Genomic DNA, 16,129 nt, shown 5'->3' on the forward strand with positions numbered 1-16,129 from the left:
CGGGTCGTTCAGGACAATTTATCGACCCACTGCGCCGGCGCCCTGTATCAGGCGTTCCCGCCCGCCGAAGCCAGGCGGATATTGCGACGACTCGAGTTCCACTACACTCCCAAGCACGCCAGCTGGCTCAACATGGTCAAAATCGAGATCGGCGTCCTGCGGGGCCAGTGCCTGGATCGCAGGATCGACGACCCCAAGCGACTGCGCCGCGAGATCACTGCCTGGGAACGGCAACGAAACGCCGCCCGCTCCCGCATCAAATGGATGTTCACAACAGACAAGGCCCGCGCCAAAATGGCAGGCTCCTATCCCGCCACTCCCAAAGAGTCATAATCACTGTGACGAGATACTAGTTCCTCCCTAGACCGCCTCCCCTTAACAAGAGCGGCGTTGCCGCCTATATTGAAATCTTCCGAAACCAACGAAAGGAGGTGATCCAGTGTCTTTTACCAAGCGCTGTCACCTCGCTGGGATCGCCCGCTAAGCTTTTGAAAAGGGCTTGGCATCGGGGCGCTCTCAGCCCTGGACCAGCGAGCAGAAAATCGGGCGCGACGGGGCCTCCCCGCCGCGCCTTTTCGTTGGCATCGTGCGTGCTGCTCAGGCGGGCAGTTCGCCAGCGAGCACCTCGCGGATCCTCAGTGACAGGTCCGACTTCCGGTACGGCTTCCTCAGCAACGCCACACCGGGATCGAGATGGCCCTCGTGGTCGAGGGCGTTGTCGGTATAGCCGGACGTGTAGAGCACCCTCATCCCCGAGCGGAGGCGCCGCACGGCCGCGGCCAATTCCTGCCCATTCATGCCGCCGGGCATGATGATGTCGGTGAACAACAGATCGAATTTGGCGCCCTGCTCCACCAGCGCCAGCGCGGTTGCGCCGTCGCCGGCTGCGAGCGTGCGATAGCCGAGGCTGCCGAGCTGGGCGATGACATAGCCCTGCACCAGCGGATCGTCCTCGACCACGAGAATCGTCTCGTGCCCGCGTGCCGCCGCCGGCGCCTGCACCGTCCCGGTCCTGGCCGGCGCCCCGCCCGCCGATCGCGGCAGAAACAGCCGCATCACGGTGCCGCGGCCCTCCTCACTCTCGATCGCAACGGTGCCGCCGCTCTGTTTGGCGAAGCCGTAGACCATGCTGAGGCCAAGTCCGGTGCCGCGGCCGACCCCCTTGGTGGTGAAGAAAGGCTCGAACACGCGGTCGCGGATGTCGGCCGGGATGCCGTGGCCGGTGTCGGCCACCGCGACCATGACGAAGGCACCGCGTGTGGCGTCGCCGTCACCGGCACCGTCCGCGCCGTCGAATTCCCAGTTTGCGGTCTCGAGCGTCAGCCTGCCGCCGCCCGGCATCGCATCGCGCGCATTGACGGCGAGATTGACGATCGCCGACGACAGCTGCGACGGATCGGCCATCGCCGACCAGGCGTCGTCCACGAAGCGGGTCACGATCTCGACGTTTCCGCCCAGGATCGGCTTCAACAGCTTCGCCGTCTCGACCACGAGCGCGTTGACGTCGATCTCGCGCGGCTCCAGCGGCTGGCGACGCGCAAAGGTCAGGAGCTGCGAGGTGATCTCCGCGCCGCGCGCCGCTGCATCGTCGATGAGCTGGGCGATCGCGGCGAGGTCGGGCTTGTCCGCCAGCCCCTCCTGGATGATCTCGATGGTGCCAGTGATGACGGTGAGCACGTTGTTGAAGTCATGCGCGACGCCGCCGGTGAGCTGGCCGATCGCATCCATCTTCTGCGACTGGCGAAGCCGCTCCTCCGTCTCGTGCTGCTCGGTGAGATCGGTGGCCGAACCACGATAGCCCATGAAGCGTCCGTCGGCGCTGAACACCGGCTGGCCGTTGACGCTGAAATGGCGCACGCGTCCGGCCGCATCGCGGCCGCGATACTCGAATTTCCGGAACGGCTCGTGACAATCCAGCGTCGCCAGGTGACTGCGCCATTTCTGCGGCTCGGCATCGCGGTCGAAGGCTGCGTCCGAACGACGCCTGCCGATCAGGGCCCGGTGGTCCATGCCGAAGGCATCGGCCCGGTCCGATATGTAGGTGAACACGTGATCCGGTCCGGTCTCCCAAAACCAGTCGGATGCGGTCTCGGCATAGTCACGGAAGCGCTGCTCGCTCGCGCGTGCTTCCTCCTCGGCGCGCCGGCGGATCTTCAGGTCACGCTCGAGATTTCCGTTGACCTCGCGCAGCTGGCCATAGGCACGTTCGAGGTTGGCGCACATGGCGTTGAAGGCATCAATCACCTTGTCCAGCTCGTCGGGATCGTCGGGCGGCCGGCGCTCCAGGCGCAGAGGCGGCGGCGGCCGCCCGAGGCTGTATTTGCCGACGAACTCTGCGATCGCGACGAGATGCCGCGTCACGAGCAGATGAAACATGTAGATGATGAACAGGGAGACGAGGAACATCTTGGCCGCCTGGCTTGCCAGAATAACGAGGGCCCTGTTCAGCAATTGCTGATAGACGTCGGTCAGCGTCGCCTCGACCCGAAGCGTGCCGATGGCGCGCGAGGTCCCCTGCACCATGGTGGTCAGCGGAAATTCCCGGATCATGGCCGAACGGGTACTTCGCTCGCCGACCTCCACGCGGATCGGATTGGGCCGATTGGCGATCTCGCGGACCTCTGCCGCACGGATGTCGGGCAGCCGCAGAATGCCGTCGAGCTGCAGCTTGAGCTGGTTCTGGTCGAGATTCCACAGGCTCTCTCCGAGGCTGCCCGTGGTGCTGCGGCCGATCTCGTCGAGCCGCGTCTCGATGAGACCGACCTCACGATTGTAATCCAAGTAGAGCTGAAGCGCGGTCAGCGTCAGCGTCACGACCGATGAGAACAGCAGCACGGCGGCAAGCAGGCGGGGCCCGACGCCACTGCGCAACCAGTTGAAGATCCGTGACAGGAGCGCCGCCAACATCGTGGGCGCGAGCACGGCGCCGATGCCGGTCAAATCCTGCTTCTCAGTCGCTGGCGCAATGGCACGGCGGCGCTTGGAATCCTCGTTACCTGCGTTGCCCATGCACCAAGTCCCCGAAAATGGCGACACCCTGCTCGGCCTGCCGATCGCAGCCTCGAACAAATTCAACTGTTGAGACTCGGCCTCAGCACGCAATGCGCGCGGCGATCCTGTCGGCCCATGGGCGGCTTGAGGTCGGCGGGGTCATATCTTGCGCCCAGCAGCAGGATTCCCGGGCAAACTACCACCTCGCGTGCTAGAATGACATCGGTGAAAGTCCGGAGCCGCCCGCACGGCGGGAGCGCGCTGTGAGCGTTGCGGCCCGGCGCAGGTGCCATCTTCCCGTAGATCGCGCGGCAGCCGAATCTAGCGGTAGCAGGGCACGCCCGAGGAGACGGGTCATGTGGCGGATAGTCGTGGTCTGCCTGTCGCTGCTCGCAGCCGGCCCGTCGCAGGCGCAAGAGGTCATCCGGCTGGCGCGCATCGCCGACATCCCCGATCAATATGTCGGCGGCGAGATGTTGCGCGCGGTCTATGCCAGGCTGAACATCAAGCTCGAATTCGAGGACGTCCCCGGCAAGCGCGCGCTCGCGCTGTCGAGCGCCGGCGAGGTCGACGGCGAGATCCGGCGGATCGGAACGCTCTCGCGCGACTACCCGACGCTGATCCAGGTGACCCCTGCGATCAACTACATCGAGCCCGCCGTCTTCACCACGAAACTGCATTTCGACGTCGCCGGCTGGGATTCGATCAGCGACTACAGCATCGGCATCGTGCGCGGCGTCGGCTCGTCGGAAGCCGGTACGCGCGGCATGACGCGCGTCACGGCGACCACCAGCCTGGAGAACATGGTCAAGATGCTCGATGCCGACCGCTTCGACGTGATGGTCACCGACCTCTTCAGCGGGCTGGTTGCGGTAAGGAAACTCAATCTAGAGGTCAGGATCCATCCGCTCTCCCCGCCGCTCGAGCGCATCAGCATCTACCACCATTTGCACGAACGGCATCGCGATCTCGTGCCGAAAGTCGGAAGGGTGATCGAGCAGATGGACGCGAGCGGCGAACTCGCCCGGTTGCGGGAAACCCTGATCAAGCAGGTGCTGAGCGGAATGTGACGCGCGGCAACCGTTGGTCGCGCGAAAGGTCAGAAGCCGCAGACGTTAGGCGAGCGCGGGCGCTTGCCGCGTCGGCTTTCGGCGATGCGCTCGCCGCCCTTCTCGGCGGAGCTGCCGTAATAGCGGTGATGCGGCATGGTCGTGTAGATCGGCAGGCTCCGATTGTCCCGCCCGACGCGCATCGCAGATGATCTTGATGGTGTGACCCGACATTGCCGCCTCCAGTGTTCTTGGTGGTCATCAGTCGTGGCCCCGTCCCACGGCGTTCACGCCAGAGGCCGGCAATCGAGTTTCGGGACGGTTTCGTCGCGCCGTGGCGGCGCAATATTTCGTGTTCCGGCTTGGTCGGCAGCGGGCGCGGTGATACGTCCTTTGGACTTGCGACAACAAAAATGAACGAGGTGACGATGCTCTACGCCATCCTGGCCTACCATGTGGAAGATGAGATTTTGTCGTGGACGCCGGAGCAGGACGCCGCGGTCGTGGCCAAAGTCATCGAGGTTCAAGCGCCCTTGAGGGCGAGTGGACATTTTGGGCCGGCCGCCCGTCTGGATGAGACTCGAAAGGCCCGCACCTTGCGTGGCCCCGGCGCAGGAATGGTGCTGGACGGCCCGTTTGCCGAGACCAAGGAGCAGCTCCTCGGCTTCCACCTCGTTGAATACGACACGGACGAAGAGGCAATCGCGGCGGCGCGCACGCTGCGTCAGGTCAATCCGACTGCGGTCTACGAAATCCGCCCGGTCAAGCTTTACGTGCCAGCGGATGGGTTCGGCGCGACGCCGTCGGATGGATGACCGGGCCTACGCGTCCGCCCCGGTCGGCGCGGCATAGAAGCGCTGGATTAGGAGCCCGCCGAAGGCGATGAACCACACGAAGGGCGCGACGTGCGGCGCAAACACCGCGACGATCGTGCCCGGGATGAACACCAGCAGCGGAAACAGCGACGCCATGATCTCGTGGCGCCAGCCGCCCAAAATCCTCCACCACAGCCAGGCATTGAGGCCGGCGATGGCGGTCAAATGCAGGCCATAGAGCACGGCGACCGCGCTGCTCATGGCATAATTGGTGTAGAGGCCGTTGGTCACGGGCAGCAGTACGATCGAGAGCAGGAAGAACAGGTTGAGGACCACCGTGCCGCGGCTGCCCAGGGGCTGGCGCGCCAGCCGGCGGTGGTGGCTGATCCAGAACACGCCGGCGATGATGAAGCTGAGCGCCAGACCGGCGAGCTTGCCGGAATAGACCCGGGCGAGATCGTTCCAATCGGGCGCGCCGGTGAATACAGCCGCCTTGGGCAGGTCATAGGCGAGCAGCGTCATGGCGACGCCGAAAATGGTGTTGCTGAGCGACTCCAGCCGCCGCATTTCGAACTGGTCGGGCTTGAGCTCGGGCATTCCTGGCAAGCTTCGCGGACTGGAACTTTTTGTCCGTCTCTCCCCTAAGTCCTAAATTCGGTTCCGTCCAGCCGCATTGCGATTCGCAAGCAAATCGCCGACGCTCGATCTTTCACCGGGGCGATTCGTGGCGACATATCTGGACACGCTCAATGCGGAGCAGCGCCGCGCCGTCGAGCATGGCGTGGCCGAAGGGTCGACCGTGGGCGCCCCCCTGCTCGTCATCGCCGGCGCCGGCTCCGGCAAGACCAACACGCTTGCCCACCGCGTCGCTCATCTGATCGTCGCGGGCGCAGATCCGCGCCGCATCCTCTTGATGACGTTTTCGCGCCGCGCGGCGGCCGAGATGGCCGGCCGGGTCGAGCGCATTGCCCGAAAAGTGCTCGGCGAGAACAATGCCGCGATCATGCGCGACGCCTTGAGCTGGGCCGGCACTTTCCACGGCATCGGCGCGCGGCTCTTGCGCGAATATGCCGAGCGGATCGGTATCGACCCGTCCTTCACCATCCACGACCGCGAGGATTCCGCCGACCTGATGAACCTGGTCCGGCACGAGCGCGGCCTGTCGAAGACAGAAAGCCGCTTTCCCGCCAAGGGCACGTGTCTTTCGATCTACTCGCGCTGCGTCAATGCCGAGATGGAGATCGAGAAGGTGCTCGGCCAGCATTATCCCTGGTGCGCCGGCTGGGCCGCCGAGCTGAAAAGCCTGTTCGCATCTTACGTCGAGGCCAAGCAGGCCCAGCACGTGCTCGACTACGACGACCTCCTGCTCTACTGGTCGCAGATGATGAGCGATGCGCTGATCGCCGAGGAGATCGGCGGCCGCTTCGATCACGTGCTGGTCGACGAGTACCAGGACACCAACCGCCTGCAATCCTCGATCCTGCTGGCGCTGAAGCCTGACGGACGCGGGCTGACCGTGGTCGGCGATGATGCGCAGTCGATCTACTCGTTCCGCGCCGCCACCGTGCGCAACATCCTCGACTTCCCGCAAAACTTTTCGCCGCGCGCCGAGCTCATCACGCTCGACCGCAATTACCGCTCGACCCAGACCGTGCTGGCGGCGGCCAACGGCGTCATCGGTCTCGCCCGCGAGCGCTTCACCAAGAACCTCTGGACCGACCGCAATTCCACGCAAAAGCCGCAGCTCGTCACCGTGCACGACGAGGCCGACCAGGCCCGCTACATCGTCGAGGAGGTGCTGGCCAATCGCGAGCAAGGCGCACTGCTCAAGCACCAGGCGGTGCTGTTCCGGACGTCGTCGCATTCGGGACCGCTGGAGATCGAGCTGACCCGCCGCAACATCCCGTTCGTGAAGTTCGGCGGGCTGAAGTTTCTCGACGCCGCACATGTCAAGGACGTGCTGGCGCTGCTGCGCTTTGCCGAAAATCCGCGCGACCGCGTCGCGGGGTTTCGCATCCTGCATTTGTTGCCGGGCATCGGCCCTGCGACCGCGCAGCGCGTGCTCGACCAGATGGCAGAGAGCCCCGACCCGCTGCACGCGCTCGGCCAGCTACCGACGCCGCCGCGCACCGGCGCGGACTGGGCCGACTTCGTCCGCACGGTCGAGAACCTGCGCTATTCGGAATGGCCGGCCGATCTCGAACGCGTGCGGCTGTGGTACGCGCCGCATCTCGATCGCATCCACGAGGATTCCGAGACGCGCCGCGCCGATCTCATGCAGCTCGAGCAGATCGCGAGCGGCTACGTTTCGCGCGAAAAATTCCTGACCGAGCTCACGCTCGACCCCCCGGATGCGACCAGCGACAAATCCGGACCTCCGCTCCGCGACGAGGACTATCTGATCCTCTCTACCATCCACTCCGCCAAGGGGCAGGAGTGGAAATCGGTATTCGTGCTCAACGTCGTCGACGGCTGCATGCCCTCCGATCTCGGCGCCGGCACCAGCGCCGAGCTCGAGGAAGAGCGCCGGCTGCTCTATGTCGCGATGACGCGCGCCAAGGACGATCTGCACCTCGTCGTGCCGCAGCGCTTCTTCACCCACGGCCAGGCCGCCAAGGGCGACCGCCACGTCTATGCCTCGCGCACCCGCTTCATCCCGGAGCAGCTGGTCTATCTGTTCGAGCGCACCGCCTGGCCGAAGGCCGCCGCCGGCGCGGCGCGCTCCGCGGCGCAAGGCCCGAAGGTCGACATCGGCGCGCGGATGCGCGGGATGTGGCGGTAAAACGGAAACCGAGCATTTCCGAAAGCCGCCTTGTGGTAAAGCGGTCATCCCTTAAGTCTCAGCCATCTTCCCCGCAGAGACCTGATCGATGACCGCACCGCTCGAATTCGGACTGGATACCTTTGGCGACGTTACCAGGGATGCCTCCGGCGCCATGCTTGCGCATGCGCAGGTGATCCGCGACGTCGTCGATGAGGCGGTGCTGGCCGACGAGCTCGGCCTCGACTTCATCGGGTTGGGCGAACATCACCGCGCCGATTTCGCGATCTCCTCGCCCGAGACCGTGCTGGCCGCGATCGCGGCGCGCACCAAACGCATCCATCTCGGCTCGGCCGTGACGGTGCTGAGCTCGGACGATCCCATCCGCGTGTTCCAGCGCTTTGCCACGCTCGATGCGGTGTCGAACGGACGCGCCGAGGTGATCCTCGGCCGCGGCTCATTCACCGAATCATTTCCCCTGTTCGGCTTCGATCTGCGGGCTTACGAGGCGCTGTTCGAGGAGAAGCTCGACCTGTTCATCGCGCTGCTGTCGCAAAAGCCCGTGACCTGGGAAGGCAAGCTGCGTCCGCCGCTGAAGGACCAGCGCGTCTATCCGCCGGTCGAGCACGGCACGCTGAAGACCTGGATCGGTGTCGGCGGCAGTCCGCAATCAGTGGTGCGCGCCGCGCATTACGATCTGCCCTTGATGCTGGCGATCATCGGCGGCGATCCCGCACGTTTTGCGCCTTACGTCGATCTCTATCACCGCGCCTTCAAGGAATTTGGCCGCCAAGCAAAGCCGATTGGCGTGCACTCGCCGGGCTACGTCGCCGAGACCGATGAAGAGGCGCGCGAGGAGCTATGGCCCGACTACAAGGCTATGCGCGACCGCATCGGCAAGGAGCGCGGCTGGCCGCCGATGGGACGCGACGAATTCGTCAGCGAGGCCGAGCACGGCTCGCTCTATGTCGGCTCGCCGGAAACCGTCGCGCGAAAAATCGCGGCAACCGCAAAGGTGCTTGGCATTTCGCGCTTCCAGTTGAAGTATTCGGCCGGATCGCTGCCGCATGAGAAGCTGATGCGCAGCATCGAGCTTTATGGGCGCAAGGTGGTGCCGATGGTCAGGGAGATGATGGGATAAGCCGGCAGTCCGTCTTCGCATCGGCTCACCAGAGCCGCTTTTTCGCGAAGGCGTGGCCCGAACCTTGACTTCAAATAACGTTCGAAGGCTCGCGCCTTCTCGATCTCGGAAAAGGCCACATACGTAATCAGTCGCCAAGGAGTTGTACTTCGACGTGTGTGGTGATTTACCAGCGTTGTGATCCGCAAGGCGTTGCCTAAGATCCGTCTTCAGGCCGATGTAGCGCTGACCGCCGAAAGTTTCGCTTTCCAGAAGATAGACATTGTGCATGGACACCGTCCTCCTTCGCCAAGGCTTCGGACGGCATCAAGAGCTTTGGCTAAAGGCACGCGAACTGCCAGTTCATTCGACACCCACTACACCTCAGCATTTTGATTTTAGGGACTGAGCGCGCGACCTCAGCGCACTCGATCGGCTTCGTGGTTGGGGCTTCGTCAAATTCCATCCAGGGATCGCCAACGTCAGCTAGCGTGGGTCAGTCCAGTCCATCATGGGCCAGTTTAAGCTAGCTCCTGCAACCGACGTCCAACCAGATCCAATCAAGCGAGGGTGTCACCCACAAATGACAAAACAGAAGGCCGCCCTTTCCTCCCTGCCCCTCGACCGATGATCCCGCCGCAGGTTCAATCGTGGACCTGCAACCACCAATACCGACGTTCGCTGATCATGGCCGTCCGAAGCGGCCGTCACCTGTGTCCCGAACGAAGTGTCCAACTTCTCAGTCATTGAAACTGCTCGACGTCGTGGGCGCCATTTCGTTTTGTTCACGCTCGTTTCACCCTATTCTTTGCGGCGCCGAGGCGGTGGACACCAATTCTCGAGCGGGCAGCAAAAGGCCGATCCACGCGCCGGCCAGCGACAGCAGCGCCGCCAAAGTCATCGCTGCCCCAAAACCATCGGCGAAATGCGCCGGGCTATCCATTGCACCATTCGCCGCGAACGTGGCAACCAGCGCAGCAATCCCGAACATACCGCCGAGAAACCGGCCCATATTGAAGATACCGGAGGCCTTTGCCATCTCAGGCAACGAGACCGAGCTCAGGATGGCGCTTTGCGCTGCCGGCATTGCCATGGATACGCCCACGCCAGCAACCACCAGCGGAACGACGAGCGCGCCGTAGCTGGCATCGGGCGAGGCGATCAAGGCGATCCAGCCGAGCCCGATGGCCTGCATGATGAGTCCCGTCACCACCAAGGGCCGCTCGCCGAATTTGCCGACCACCGCGCCCGCTATTGGGGCGGTCACAAACAGGGTCGCGGTCCATGGCAACAGGCGCAGCCCGCCGCCGAAAGCGCCGAAATGCAGGGTCACTTGCAGGAACTGCGGCAGCAAAAATAGCACCCCATACATCGCGGCATAAAACAGGAGGCTCAGCGCGAGCGCCGCGGAGAACGGCCGTGACGCAAATAGCCGTAACGGCACCATCGGCGCGGCGGCGCGCGACTCCCAGATCAGGAACGCGGCCGCGAAGGCGAGACCAGCGACAATCGCACCTACGACTTCCGCGCTGGTCCAGCCGACGGTGTTGCCGCGCATGAGGCTCCAGACCCAGGCCAGTGACGCAATCGCGACCAGCGCCAACCCGATGATGTCGAGTGTTGCGGCCGGTCCAAAGCTTTCGCGCAAACGCGCCCGTACCAACGTGGCTGCGATCGCGCCAATCGGCAGGTTGATCCAGAAGATGGAGCGCCAGCCAAGTTGTTCAGTGAACAGGCCACCCATCGCAGGCCCGACGATCAATGCAAAGCCGGTAATCCCGGAAAAGATGCCGAGCGCTTTTGCACGCTCCTCGCGCCCGAACGTACCGCTCAGGATCGCCATCGCAAGCGGCATCACCAGGGCCGCCCCGGTGCCCTGCACTGCACGCGCCGCGATCAACCACTCGACCGTCTGTGCCAGCGCGCAAGCGGCGGAAGCGAGTGTAAACAGCACGATGCCACCAGCGAACATCCTGCGCCGGCCGAACCGGTCGCCGAGCGCGGCCCCGGACAGCAGTGACACGGCGAATGCGAGATTGTAGGCATTGACGGTCCATTGCAGCGTCTCGACCGTGCTTGAGAACTCGGTGCGGATATCTGCGAACGCCGTCGTAAGTACCAAGGCATCCAACGCTATCATGAACGAGGCGAGTGAGGTCAGAGCGAAGACCCAGGTCTTCCCCGCGGGTTTGGAAGCGTCTTGCATCTCGTAAACTCCATCCTGACGCCCGAACGGCGCCGTCGCACGGAGGACGAAGCAAAAGGGCCCCAGGATGCGGCCTCAAAAAGAATTGTCCGGACCGCATCCTTTGGGCCAGGACAGACGTCCTACGTGGTTGAGAAGCCGCAGTGGTGCTGCGGCCGAGGCGAGGAGGCAACCATGAGAAGAACAGTGATCCGCTACAAGACCAGACCCGAAATGGCCGACAAGAATGCCGAGTTGGTCGAGGCGGTGTTTGCCGAGCTGAAGACGGCGCAACCAGATGGCGTGCATTACTTGACGCTGCGACTCGAGGACAACAGCTTCATCCACATTGTCGAAACAACCGTCGAGGACGACTCGTCACCGATCCCGAAGCTTGCGGCCTTTCAGGCGTTTCAGAGCGGGCTACGCGACCGCTGCGCCGAGCCGCCGACCCGTAATAGTGCTATCGTCGTCGGCAACTATCGCATACTGGCGGAGCCATAGGGCTTGGTGATGGAGGCATCATGAATTCAGCTCAGGAAGTCGCAGCACACGACATTCCGGCGGTCCTGCTAACCATGCGACCGCGGCTGCACCGCTATTGCGCGCGCATGGTCGGATCCGCCATCGACGGGGAAGACGTGTTGCAGGACGCACTGATGAAGGCTGTGGAGGCGGCCTCCACGGCCGGCCCGATCCGCAATCCGGAGGCCTGGCTGTTCCGGATCGCCCACAACACGGCGCTCGATTTCCTGCGCCGTCGCAACCGGCAGGAGGCACTGCATTCGCTTCAGGAGGTGGACATGATCGTCGACGAGATCGATACCGTCGCAAGCCGCCAAATCGCCGCGACCAGCCTGCGCACATTCATGCGCCTGCCGGTTGGCCAACGCGCAAGCGTCATCCTGATGGACGTGCTCGGCTGCTCGCTTCAAGAGATTTGCGATGTCATGGACTGGAGACTGCCCGCAGTAAAGGGCGCGTTGCATCGCGGGCGCGCGAGGCTGCGCGAACTTGCTGAGGAACCCGACGATGCGCCGCGTCCGCGTCTATCGGCAGCCGACCGCGCGCGGCTTGCCAACTATGTCGACCATTTCAATGCGCGGGATTTCGATGCGATCCGCACCATGATTGCCGAGGACGTCAAGCTCGATCTGGTGAACAAGTCCCGGCTGGATGGCAAAGCCGAGGTGTCCCGCTACTTCGGCAACTACGCCAAGATCAATGATTGGCACCTCGTACCCGGCCTCGTCGAGGGCCGTCCGGCCATCTTGGTGCTCGATCCCATGGCGCCCCTAGGCGCAAAGCCGAAATACTTCATTCTGCTCGGCTGGTCGGCGGGCAAAGTCGTTAGGATCCGGGACTTCAGGCATGCCGCGTACGTCGCCGATGAGGCTGATGTCCAAGTTGACCAGGACAACATCAGGCGATAGCAGCCCAACCGGGCAGACTGCAAGCTTCCCATGACCATCACAAGTCCTTTTCGGCGAGCTTGCGAAACTCGTCAGGAACCGAACGCGAGATGCCCAGCGCCACGGAGCCATATCCGATCGCATCCCATCCAAAACGATCGCGGATCTTATCGACGGCACGGTCGGCCGCCCAACGCGCCAGGCCTATTTTGCTGCCGGGGCGGCGCGGTTCATCTCGAAGCCCAAGCGGAAGCTCCAGCTCGAGATCCCAGTCCTCCTCGAGATGCGAGACGGAGATCGCGAGGAGCGAAATGGTCTTCTCGTCAGGGTGATCTGCAAGGACGGCACGCACCAGGTCCTCGGCGAGTTCGGCAAGGATCATGGTCGCCGCGATAGGCGCGGCGAGCGTTACCGAGCGCGTAGCTGAGTTCAGGCCGGCGAAGCGAACGCGGACCGTCACGGTTCGGCCCGGCCTGCCCTTGGCCCGGAGCCGGGTGCCGATTCGATCTGCAAGATGAAGCAGGGTTGGTCGAAACACCCGCTCTTCGGCAGGCTTCCTGCCGATCGCCGATTGTGCTCCCGCCGATCGGGCGCGGCGGTGAGCCTTGACCTCGCGTGGATCGCGATTCCACGCCAGCGCTGCAAGCTTCTCTCCTGCCGCAGGACCGAGTAGCCCCTCAAGCGAGCCTCCCGGTGTCTTCGCCAAGTCTCCGATTGTGAGCACGCCGATCTCGGCGAGCCGGGCTTTTGTGACCGGGCCCACTCCCCACATCAGCTCGACCGGCAGATCGTGAAGGAATTGCAACTCACTGTCAGGATCGACGACCACCAGCCCATCGGGCTTGGCCACTTGCGAGGCAATCTTTGCAAGATGCTTGGTGCGAGCCACGCCGACCGAAATCGGCAGGCCGAGTTCAGCCCGGACGCGTTGGCGGATTGTCCTCGCAATTTCGTCGGGTGGACCGAACAGATGGGTACAACCAGCAACGTCGGCGAAGGCCTCGTCGATTGAAATCCGCTCCACCATAGGCGTGAAATCGCCGATCAGCTTGATGGCGGCGTCGCCCAGCCGCTGATATTCCTTGAAATGCCCGCTCACAAATGTGAGTTGCGGACAGAGCTCGCGCGCTCGCCGTCCCGGCATCCCTCCGCGAACTCCGAACGCCTTAGCCTCGTAGGACGCGGCAAGTACAACTCCGCCGCCGACGGCGATGGCTTTGCCGCGCAACGCAGGATCAAGCAGCTGCTCTACCGAAGCATAAAAGGCGTCCAGGTCCGCATGGAGGATGGTGGCTGTCGTCGCCATCCGACCGTTCGTCCGTCACGTTTCGAGGAAACTCTTTTGATGGAACATAATGAGAACATCAGCAGTGAGTGTCAAGCCGGCCTGCGAACCTGTCGGACTGAAGCATGGCCGGCCGTCAAACGCGTCGTAAGACGCGACCGGCACCGCTATGGAGACAGAACCAGCTCAACAGAAGCATCGGCATCTACGTCATTCGAACCCAGGCGCCATTGCTTGCAGACGAATTCACCGCGGCGTCGATGAACTTCACGCCGGCGAGGCCATCCTCGACGGTCGGGAAAATCACCGCCGGATCCGGTGCTTTGCCGGCCTGTGCCGCACGAATGGCGCGCGCTGCCTCAGCATAGATCGTTGCAAAACCCTCAAGATATCCTTCGGGGTGGCCCGATGGCACGCGGGTGACGCGGCCCGCCTCGACCAAGGCCCCGGCACCGCCGCGGGTCAGGAGCTGCTTGGGCTGCCCGTAACGCGTGAACCAGAGATAGTTCGGATTTTCTTGCGCCCATTCGAGCCCACCCTTGGTCCCATAGACGCGCAGCGTCAGGCCGTTCTCATTGCCGACCGCGACCTGGCTCGCCCAAAGCATGCCTTTGGCACCGCCCTTCCACTTGAGGAGAATCTGGACATCGTCATCGAGGCGCCGGCCGCCGACGAAGGTCGAAAGTTGCGCGAGCAGTTCCTCAAGCTCGAGACCTGTGACGAAGCAGGCGAGATTGTAGGCGTGGGTGCCGATATCGCCAATGCAACCGCCAGCACCGGAACGGATCGGGTCCGTGCGCCACGCGGCCTGCTTATGGCCGCTTGCTTCCAACCGCTCGGTCAACCAATCCTGCAGATATTCAGCCTGAACGAGCCGGATCTCGCCGAGATCACCGTTCGCCACCATGGCGCGAGCCTGTCGGACCATGGGATAGCCCGTGTAGTTGTGCGTCACGACGAAGACCTTGCCCGTCTTCCTGACCAGTTCAACCAGTTCCTCCGCCTCGGCGAGGCTCGTCGTGAGCGGTTTGTCGCAGATGACGTGGATGCCGGCTTCAAGGAACGCCCTGGCGACCGGGGCGTGCAGGTGATTGGGGGTCACGATCGAGACCGCCTCGATGCCGTCAGAGCGCGCGGCCTCCGCCTTCGCCATCTCTTCGAAAGAGGTATAGGCGCGGTCGTCGGCGATACCGAGCTCCCGCGCCGAGGCTTTTGCTCGGGCCGGATCCGACGCCAACGCACCGGCCGTCAGCACAAACTGGTCGTCGATACGCGCGGCAATACGATGGACGGCGCCGATAAAGGCCCCTTGACCGCCGCCGACCATGCCCAGCCGGATACGAGCATGACCGCCGCCCCCGCTGCTTGCCTCAATAACCATTTGTTGCTCCTCGCTCAGGAGATGCCGAGCATCTTGCGGTTCATCTGGTCGTCTGCGCCGGAGCCCGCGAAATCGTCGAACGGCTTCTCGGTCACCCGAATGATGTGCCTTTTTATGAATTCGGCGCCCTCGCGCGCGCCCTGCTCAGGATGCTTGAGCGCGCATTCCCATTCCAGCACCGCCCAGCTGTCGTAGTCGTACTGCGTGAGCTTCGAGAAGATCGCGCCGAAATCGATCTGTCCATCGCCTAGCGAGCGAAAGCGGCCGGCGCGGTCGACCCAGCTCTGGAACCCGCCATAGACGCCTTGGCGGCCCGTCGGGTTGAACTCGGCATCCTTGACGTGGAAGGCTTTGATGCGCTCGTGGTAGATGTCGATGTAGTCCAGATAGTCGAGCTGCTGCAGCACGAAGTGCGACGGGTCATAGAGCAGGTTCGCGCGCTTGTGACCCTTGACCCGATCGAGAAACATCTCATAGGAGACGCCGTCGTGAAGGTCCTCGCCGGGGTGGATCTCATAGGCAAGATCGACACCGTGCTCGTCCGCATAGTCGAGGATCGGCCGCCATCGGCTGGCGAGCTCGTCGAAGGCGGCCTCGATGAGGCCGGCTGGACGCTGCGGCCAGGGATAGACATAGGGCCAGGCCAACGCGCCGGAGAAGGTCGCCTGCGCCGTGAGCCCGAGGCGCCCTGAGGCGCGAATTGCGCGCTTGACCTGGTCGACGGCCCACTCGGTGCGTCCCTTGGGATTGCCGCGCACCTCCGGCACGGCGAAGCCGTCGAATGCTGCGTCATAGGCCGGATGTACGGCGACGAGCTGGCCCTGAAGATGGGTCGAGAGTTCGGTGATGGAAAGGCGATGTTCGGCTGCTATCCCTTTCACTTCATCGGCATAGTCCTGGGACTCCGAGGCCTTGTTGAGGTCGAAGAGTCGCCCGTCCCAGCTCGGGATCTGAATCCCCTCATAGCCAAGCGAGGCAGCCCATTCGCAGATCGCGTCGAACGAGTTGAACGGCGCCGCATCGGCCGTGAACTGAGCGAGGAATATCGCCGGTCCCTTGATCATCTTCATCTCGTGCTTCCTTCTCCCTGGATGCTCCAGCAGCACGTGCCTGCCGAGCGCGATATCTCA

Annotated in this window: 14 protein-coding genes and 1 pseudogene; 7 read left to right on the top strand and 8 right to left on the bottom strand. The window is 63.6% G+C overall.

Features of this window, described 5'->3' with window-relative positions:
• The coding region (locus IVA82_RS13040; RefSeq protein ID WP_247388901.1) for a transposase at window positions 1-333 on the top strand (333 nt) is incomplete at its 5' end.
• 264 nt (window positions 334-597) lie between these two features.
• Here the strand turns inward: IVA82_RS13040 and IVA82_RS13045 are convergent.
• A complete protein-coding gene (locus tag IVA82_RS13045) occupies window positions 598-3,009 on the bottom strand; it encodes an ATP-binding protein (protein ID WP_247493321.1) in 2,412 nt (803 codons plus the stop codon).
• Window positions 3,010-3,347: 338 nt separating this feature from the next.
• Between IVA82_RS13045 and IVA82_RS13050 the strand changes: the two genes are divergently transcribed.
• A complete protein-coding gene (locus IVA82_RS13050; protein ID WP_247388900.1) occupies window positions 3,348-4,061 on the top strand; it encodes a transporter substrate-binding domain-containing protein in 714 nt (237 codons plus the stop codon).
• Window positions 4,062-4,090: 29 nt separating this feature from the next.
• Here the strand turns inward: IVA82_RS13050 and IVA82_RS13055 are convergent, their stop codons facing one another.
• Window positions 4,091-4,243: a hypothetical protein gene (locus IVA82_RS13055; protein ID WP_247388899.1), complete on the bottom strand. Its 153-nt coding sequence runs from the start codon at window positions 4,241-4,243 to the stop codon at window positions 4,091-4,093.
• 225 nt (window positions 4,244-4,468) lie between these two features.
• Here IVA82_RS13055 and IVA82_RS13060 point away from each other — a divergent pair, with 225 nt between their 5' ends.
• Entirely contained in the window at window positions 4,469-4,855 is a 387-nt protein-coding gene (locus IVA82_RS13060) for a YciI family protein (protein ID WP_247388898.1), read from the top strand.
• A gap of 6 nt (window positions 4,856-4,861) precedes the next feature.
• Here IVA82_RS13060 and IVA82_RS13065 read toward each other — a convergent pair whose 3' ends face one another.
• Entirely contained in the window at window positions 4,862-5,452 is a 591-nt protein-coding gene (locus tag IVA82_RS13065) for a TMEM175 family protein (RefSeq protein WP_247388897.1), read from the bottom strand.
• A gap of 127 nt (window positions 5,453-5,579) precedes the next feature.
• Between IVA82_RS13065 and IVA82_RS13070 the strand changes: the two genes are divergently transcribed.
• Window positions 5,580-7,637 carry an ATP-dependent helicase gene (locus IVA82_RS13070; RefSeq protein ID WP_247388896.1) on the top strand — a complete coding sequence of 686 codons (2,058 nt, stop codon included), beginning with the start codon at window positions 5,580-5,582 and terminating at the stop codon, window positions 7,635-7,637.
• A gap of 88 nt (window positions 7,638-7,725) precedes the next feature.
• Complete coding sequence (locus IVA82_RS13075; RefSeq protein ID WP_247388895.1) at window positions 7,726-8,757, top strand: LLM class flavin-dependent oxidoreductase; 1,032 nt, start codon at window positions 7,726-7,728, stop codon at window positions 8,755-8,757.
• Between the two features lie 25 nt (window positions 8,758-8,782).
• Here the strand turns inward: IVA82_RS13075 and IVA82_RS13080 are convergent.
• Both IVA82_RS13080 and IVA82_RS13085 read right to left on the bottom strand, forming a co-directional pair.
• A pseudogene (locus tag IVA82_RS13080) lies at window positions 8,783-9,027 on the bottom strand (GIY-YIG nuclease family protein).
• 505 nt (window positions 9,028-9,532) lie between these two features.
• The gene (locus tag IVA82_RS13085) at window positions 9,533-10,942 is read right to left on the bottom strand and encodes a DHA2 family efflux MFS transporter permease subunit (protein ID WP_247388894.1); all 1,410 of its coding nucleotides are present in this window, start codon (window positions 10,940-10,942) and stop codon (window positions 9,533-9,535) included.
• Between the two features lie 174 nt (window positions 10,943-11,116).
• Here IVA82_RS13085 and IVA82_RS13090 point away from each other — a divergent pair, with 174 nt between their 5' ends.
• Together IVA82_RS13090 and IVA82_RS13095 are read left to right on the top strand one after the other, a co-directional pair.
• On the top strand, window positions 11,117-11,425 hold the full coding sequence (locus tag IVA82_RS13090) for a hypothetical protein (protein ID WP_247388893.1): 309 nt from the start codon (window positions 11,117-11,119) through the stop codon (window positions 11,423-11,425).
• 20 nt (window positions 11,426-11,445) lie between these two features.
• Entirely contained in the window at window positions 11,446-12,354 is a 909-nt protein-coding gene (locus IVA82_RS13095) for an RNA polymerase sigma factor (protein WP_247388892.1), read from the top strand.
• A gap of 37 nt (window positions 12,355-12,391) precedes the next feature.
• On the opposite strand, the gene dinB is transcribed toward IVA82_RS13095, so the two are convergent.
• From dinB to IVA82_RS13110, 3 genes are all read right to left on the bottom strand, one after another.
• Window positions 12,392-13,639, bottom strand: a complete 1,248-nt coding sequence (gene dinB / locus IVA82_RS13100) for a DNA polymerase IV (RefSeq protein WP_247388891.1) — start codon at window positions 13,637-13,639, stop codon at window positions 12,392-12,394.
• 184 nt (window positions 13,640-13,823) lie between these two features.
• Entirely contained in the window at window positions 13,824-14,999 is a 1,176-nt protein-coding gene (locus tag IVA82_RS13105; RefSeq protein WP_247388890.1) for a Gfo/Idh/MocA family oxidoreductase, read from the bottom strand.
• Window positions 15,000-15,013: 14 nt separating this feature from the next.
• Window positions 15,014-16,069, bottom strand: a complete 1,056-nt coding sequence (locus IVA82_RS13110) for a sugar phosphate isomerase/epimerase (RefSeq protein ID WP_247388889.1) — start codon at window positions 16,067-16,069, stop codon at window positions 15,014-15,016.
• Window positions 16,070-16,129: the final 60 nt, after the last annotated feature.

The organism is Bradyrhizobium sp. 142 (genome assembly GCF_023074015.1).
In the GTDB taxonomy this organism is placed as follows: domain Bacteria; phylum Pseudomonadota; class Alphaproteobacteria; order Rhizobiales; family Xanthobacteraceae; genus Bradyrhizobium.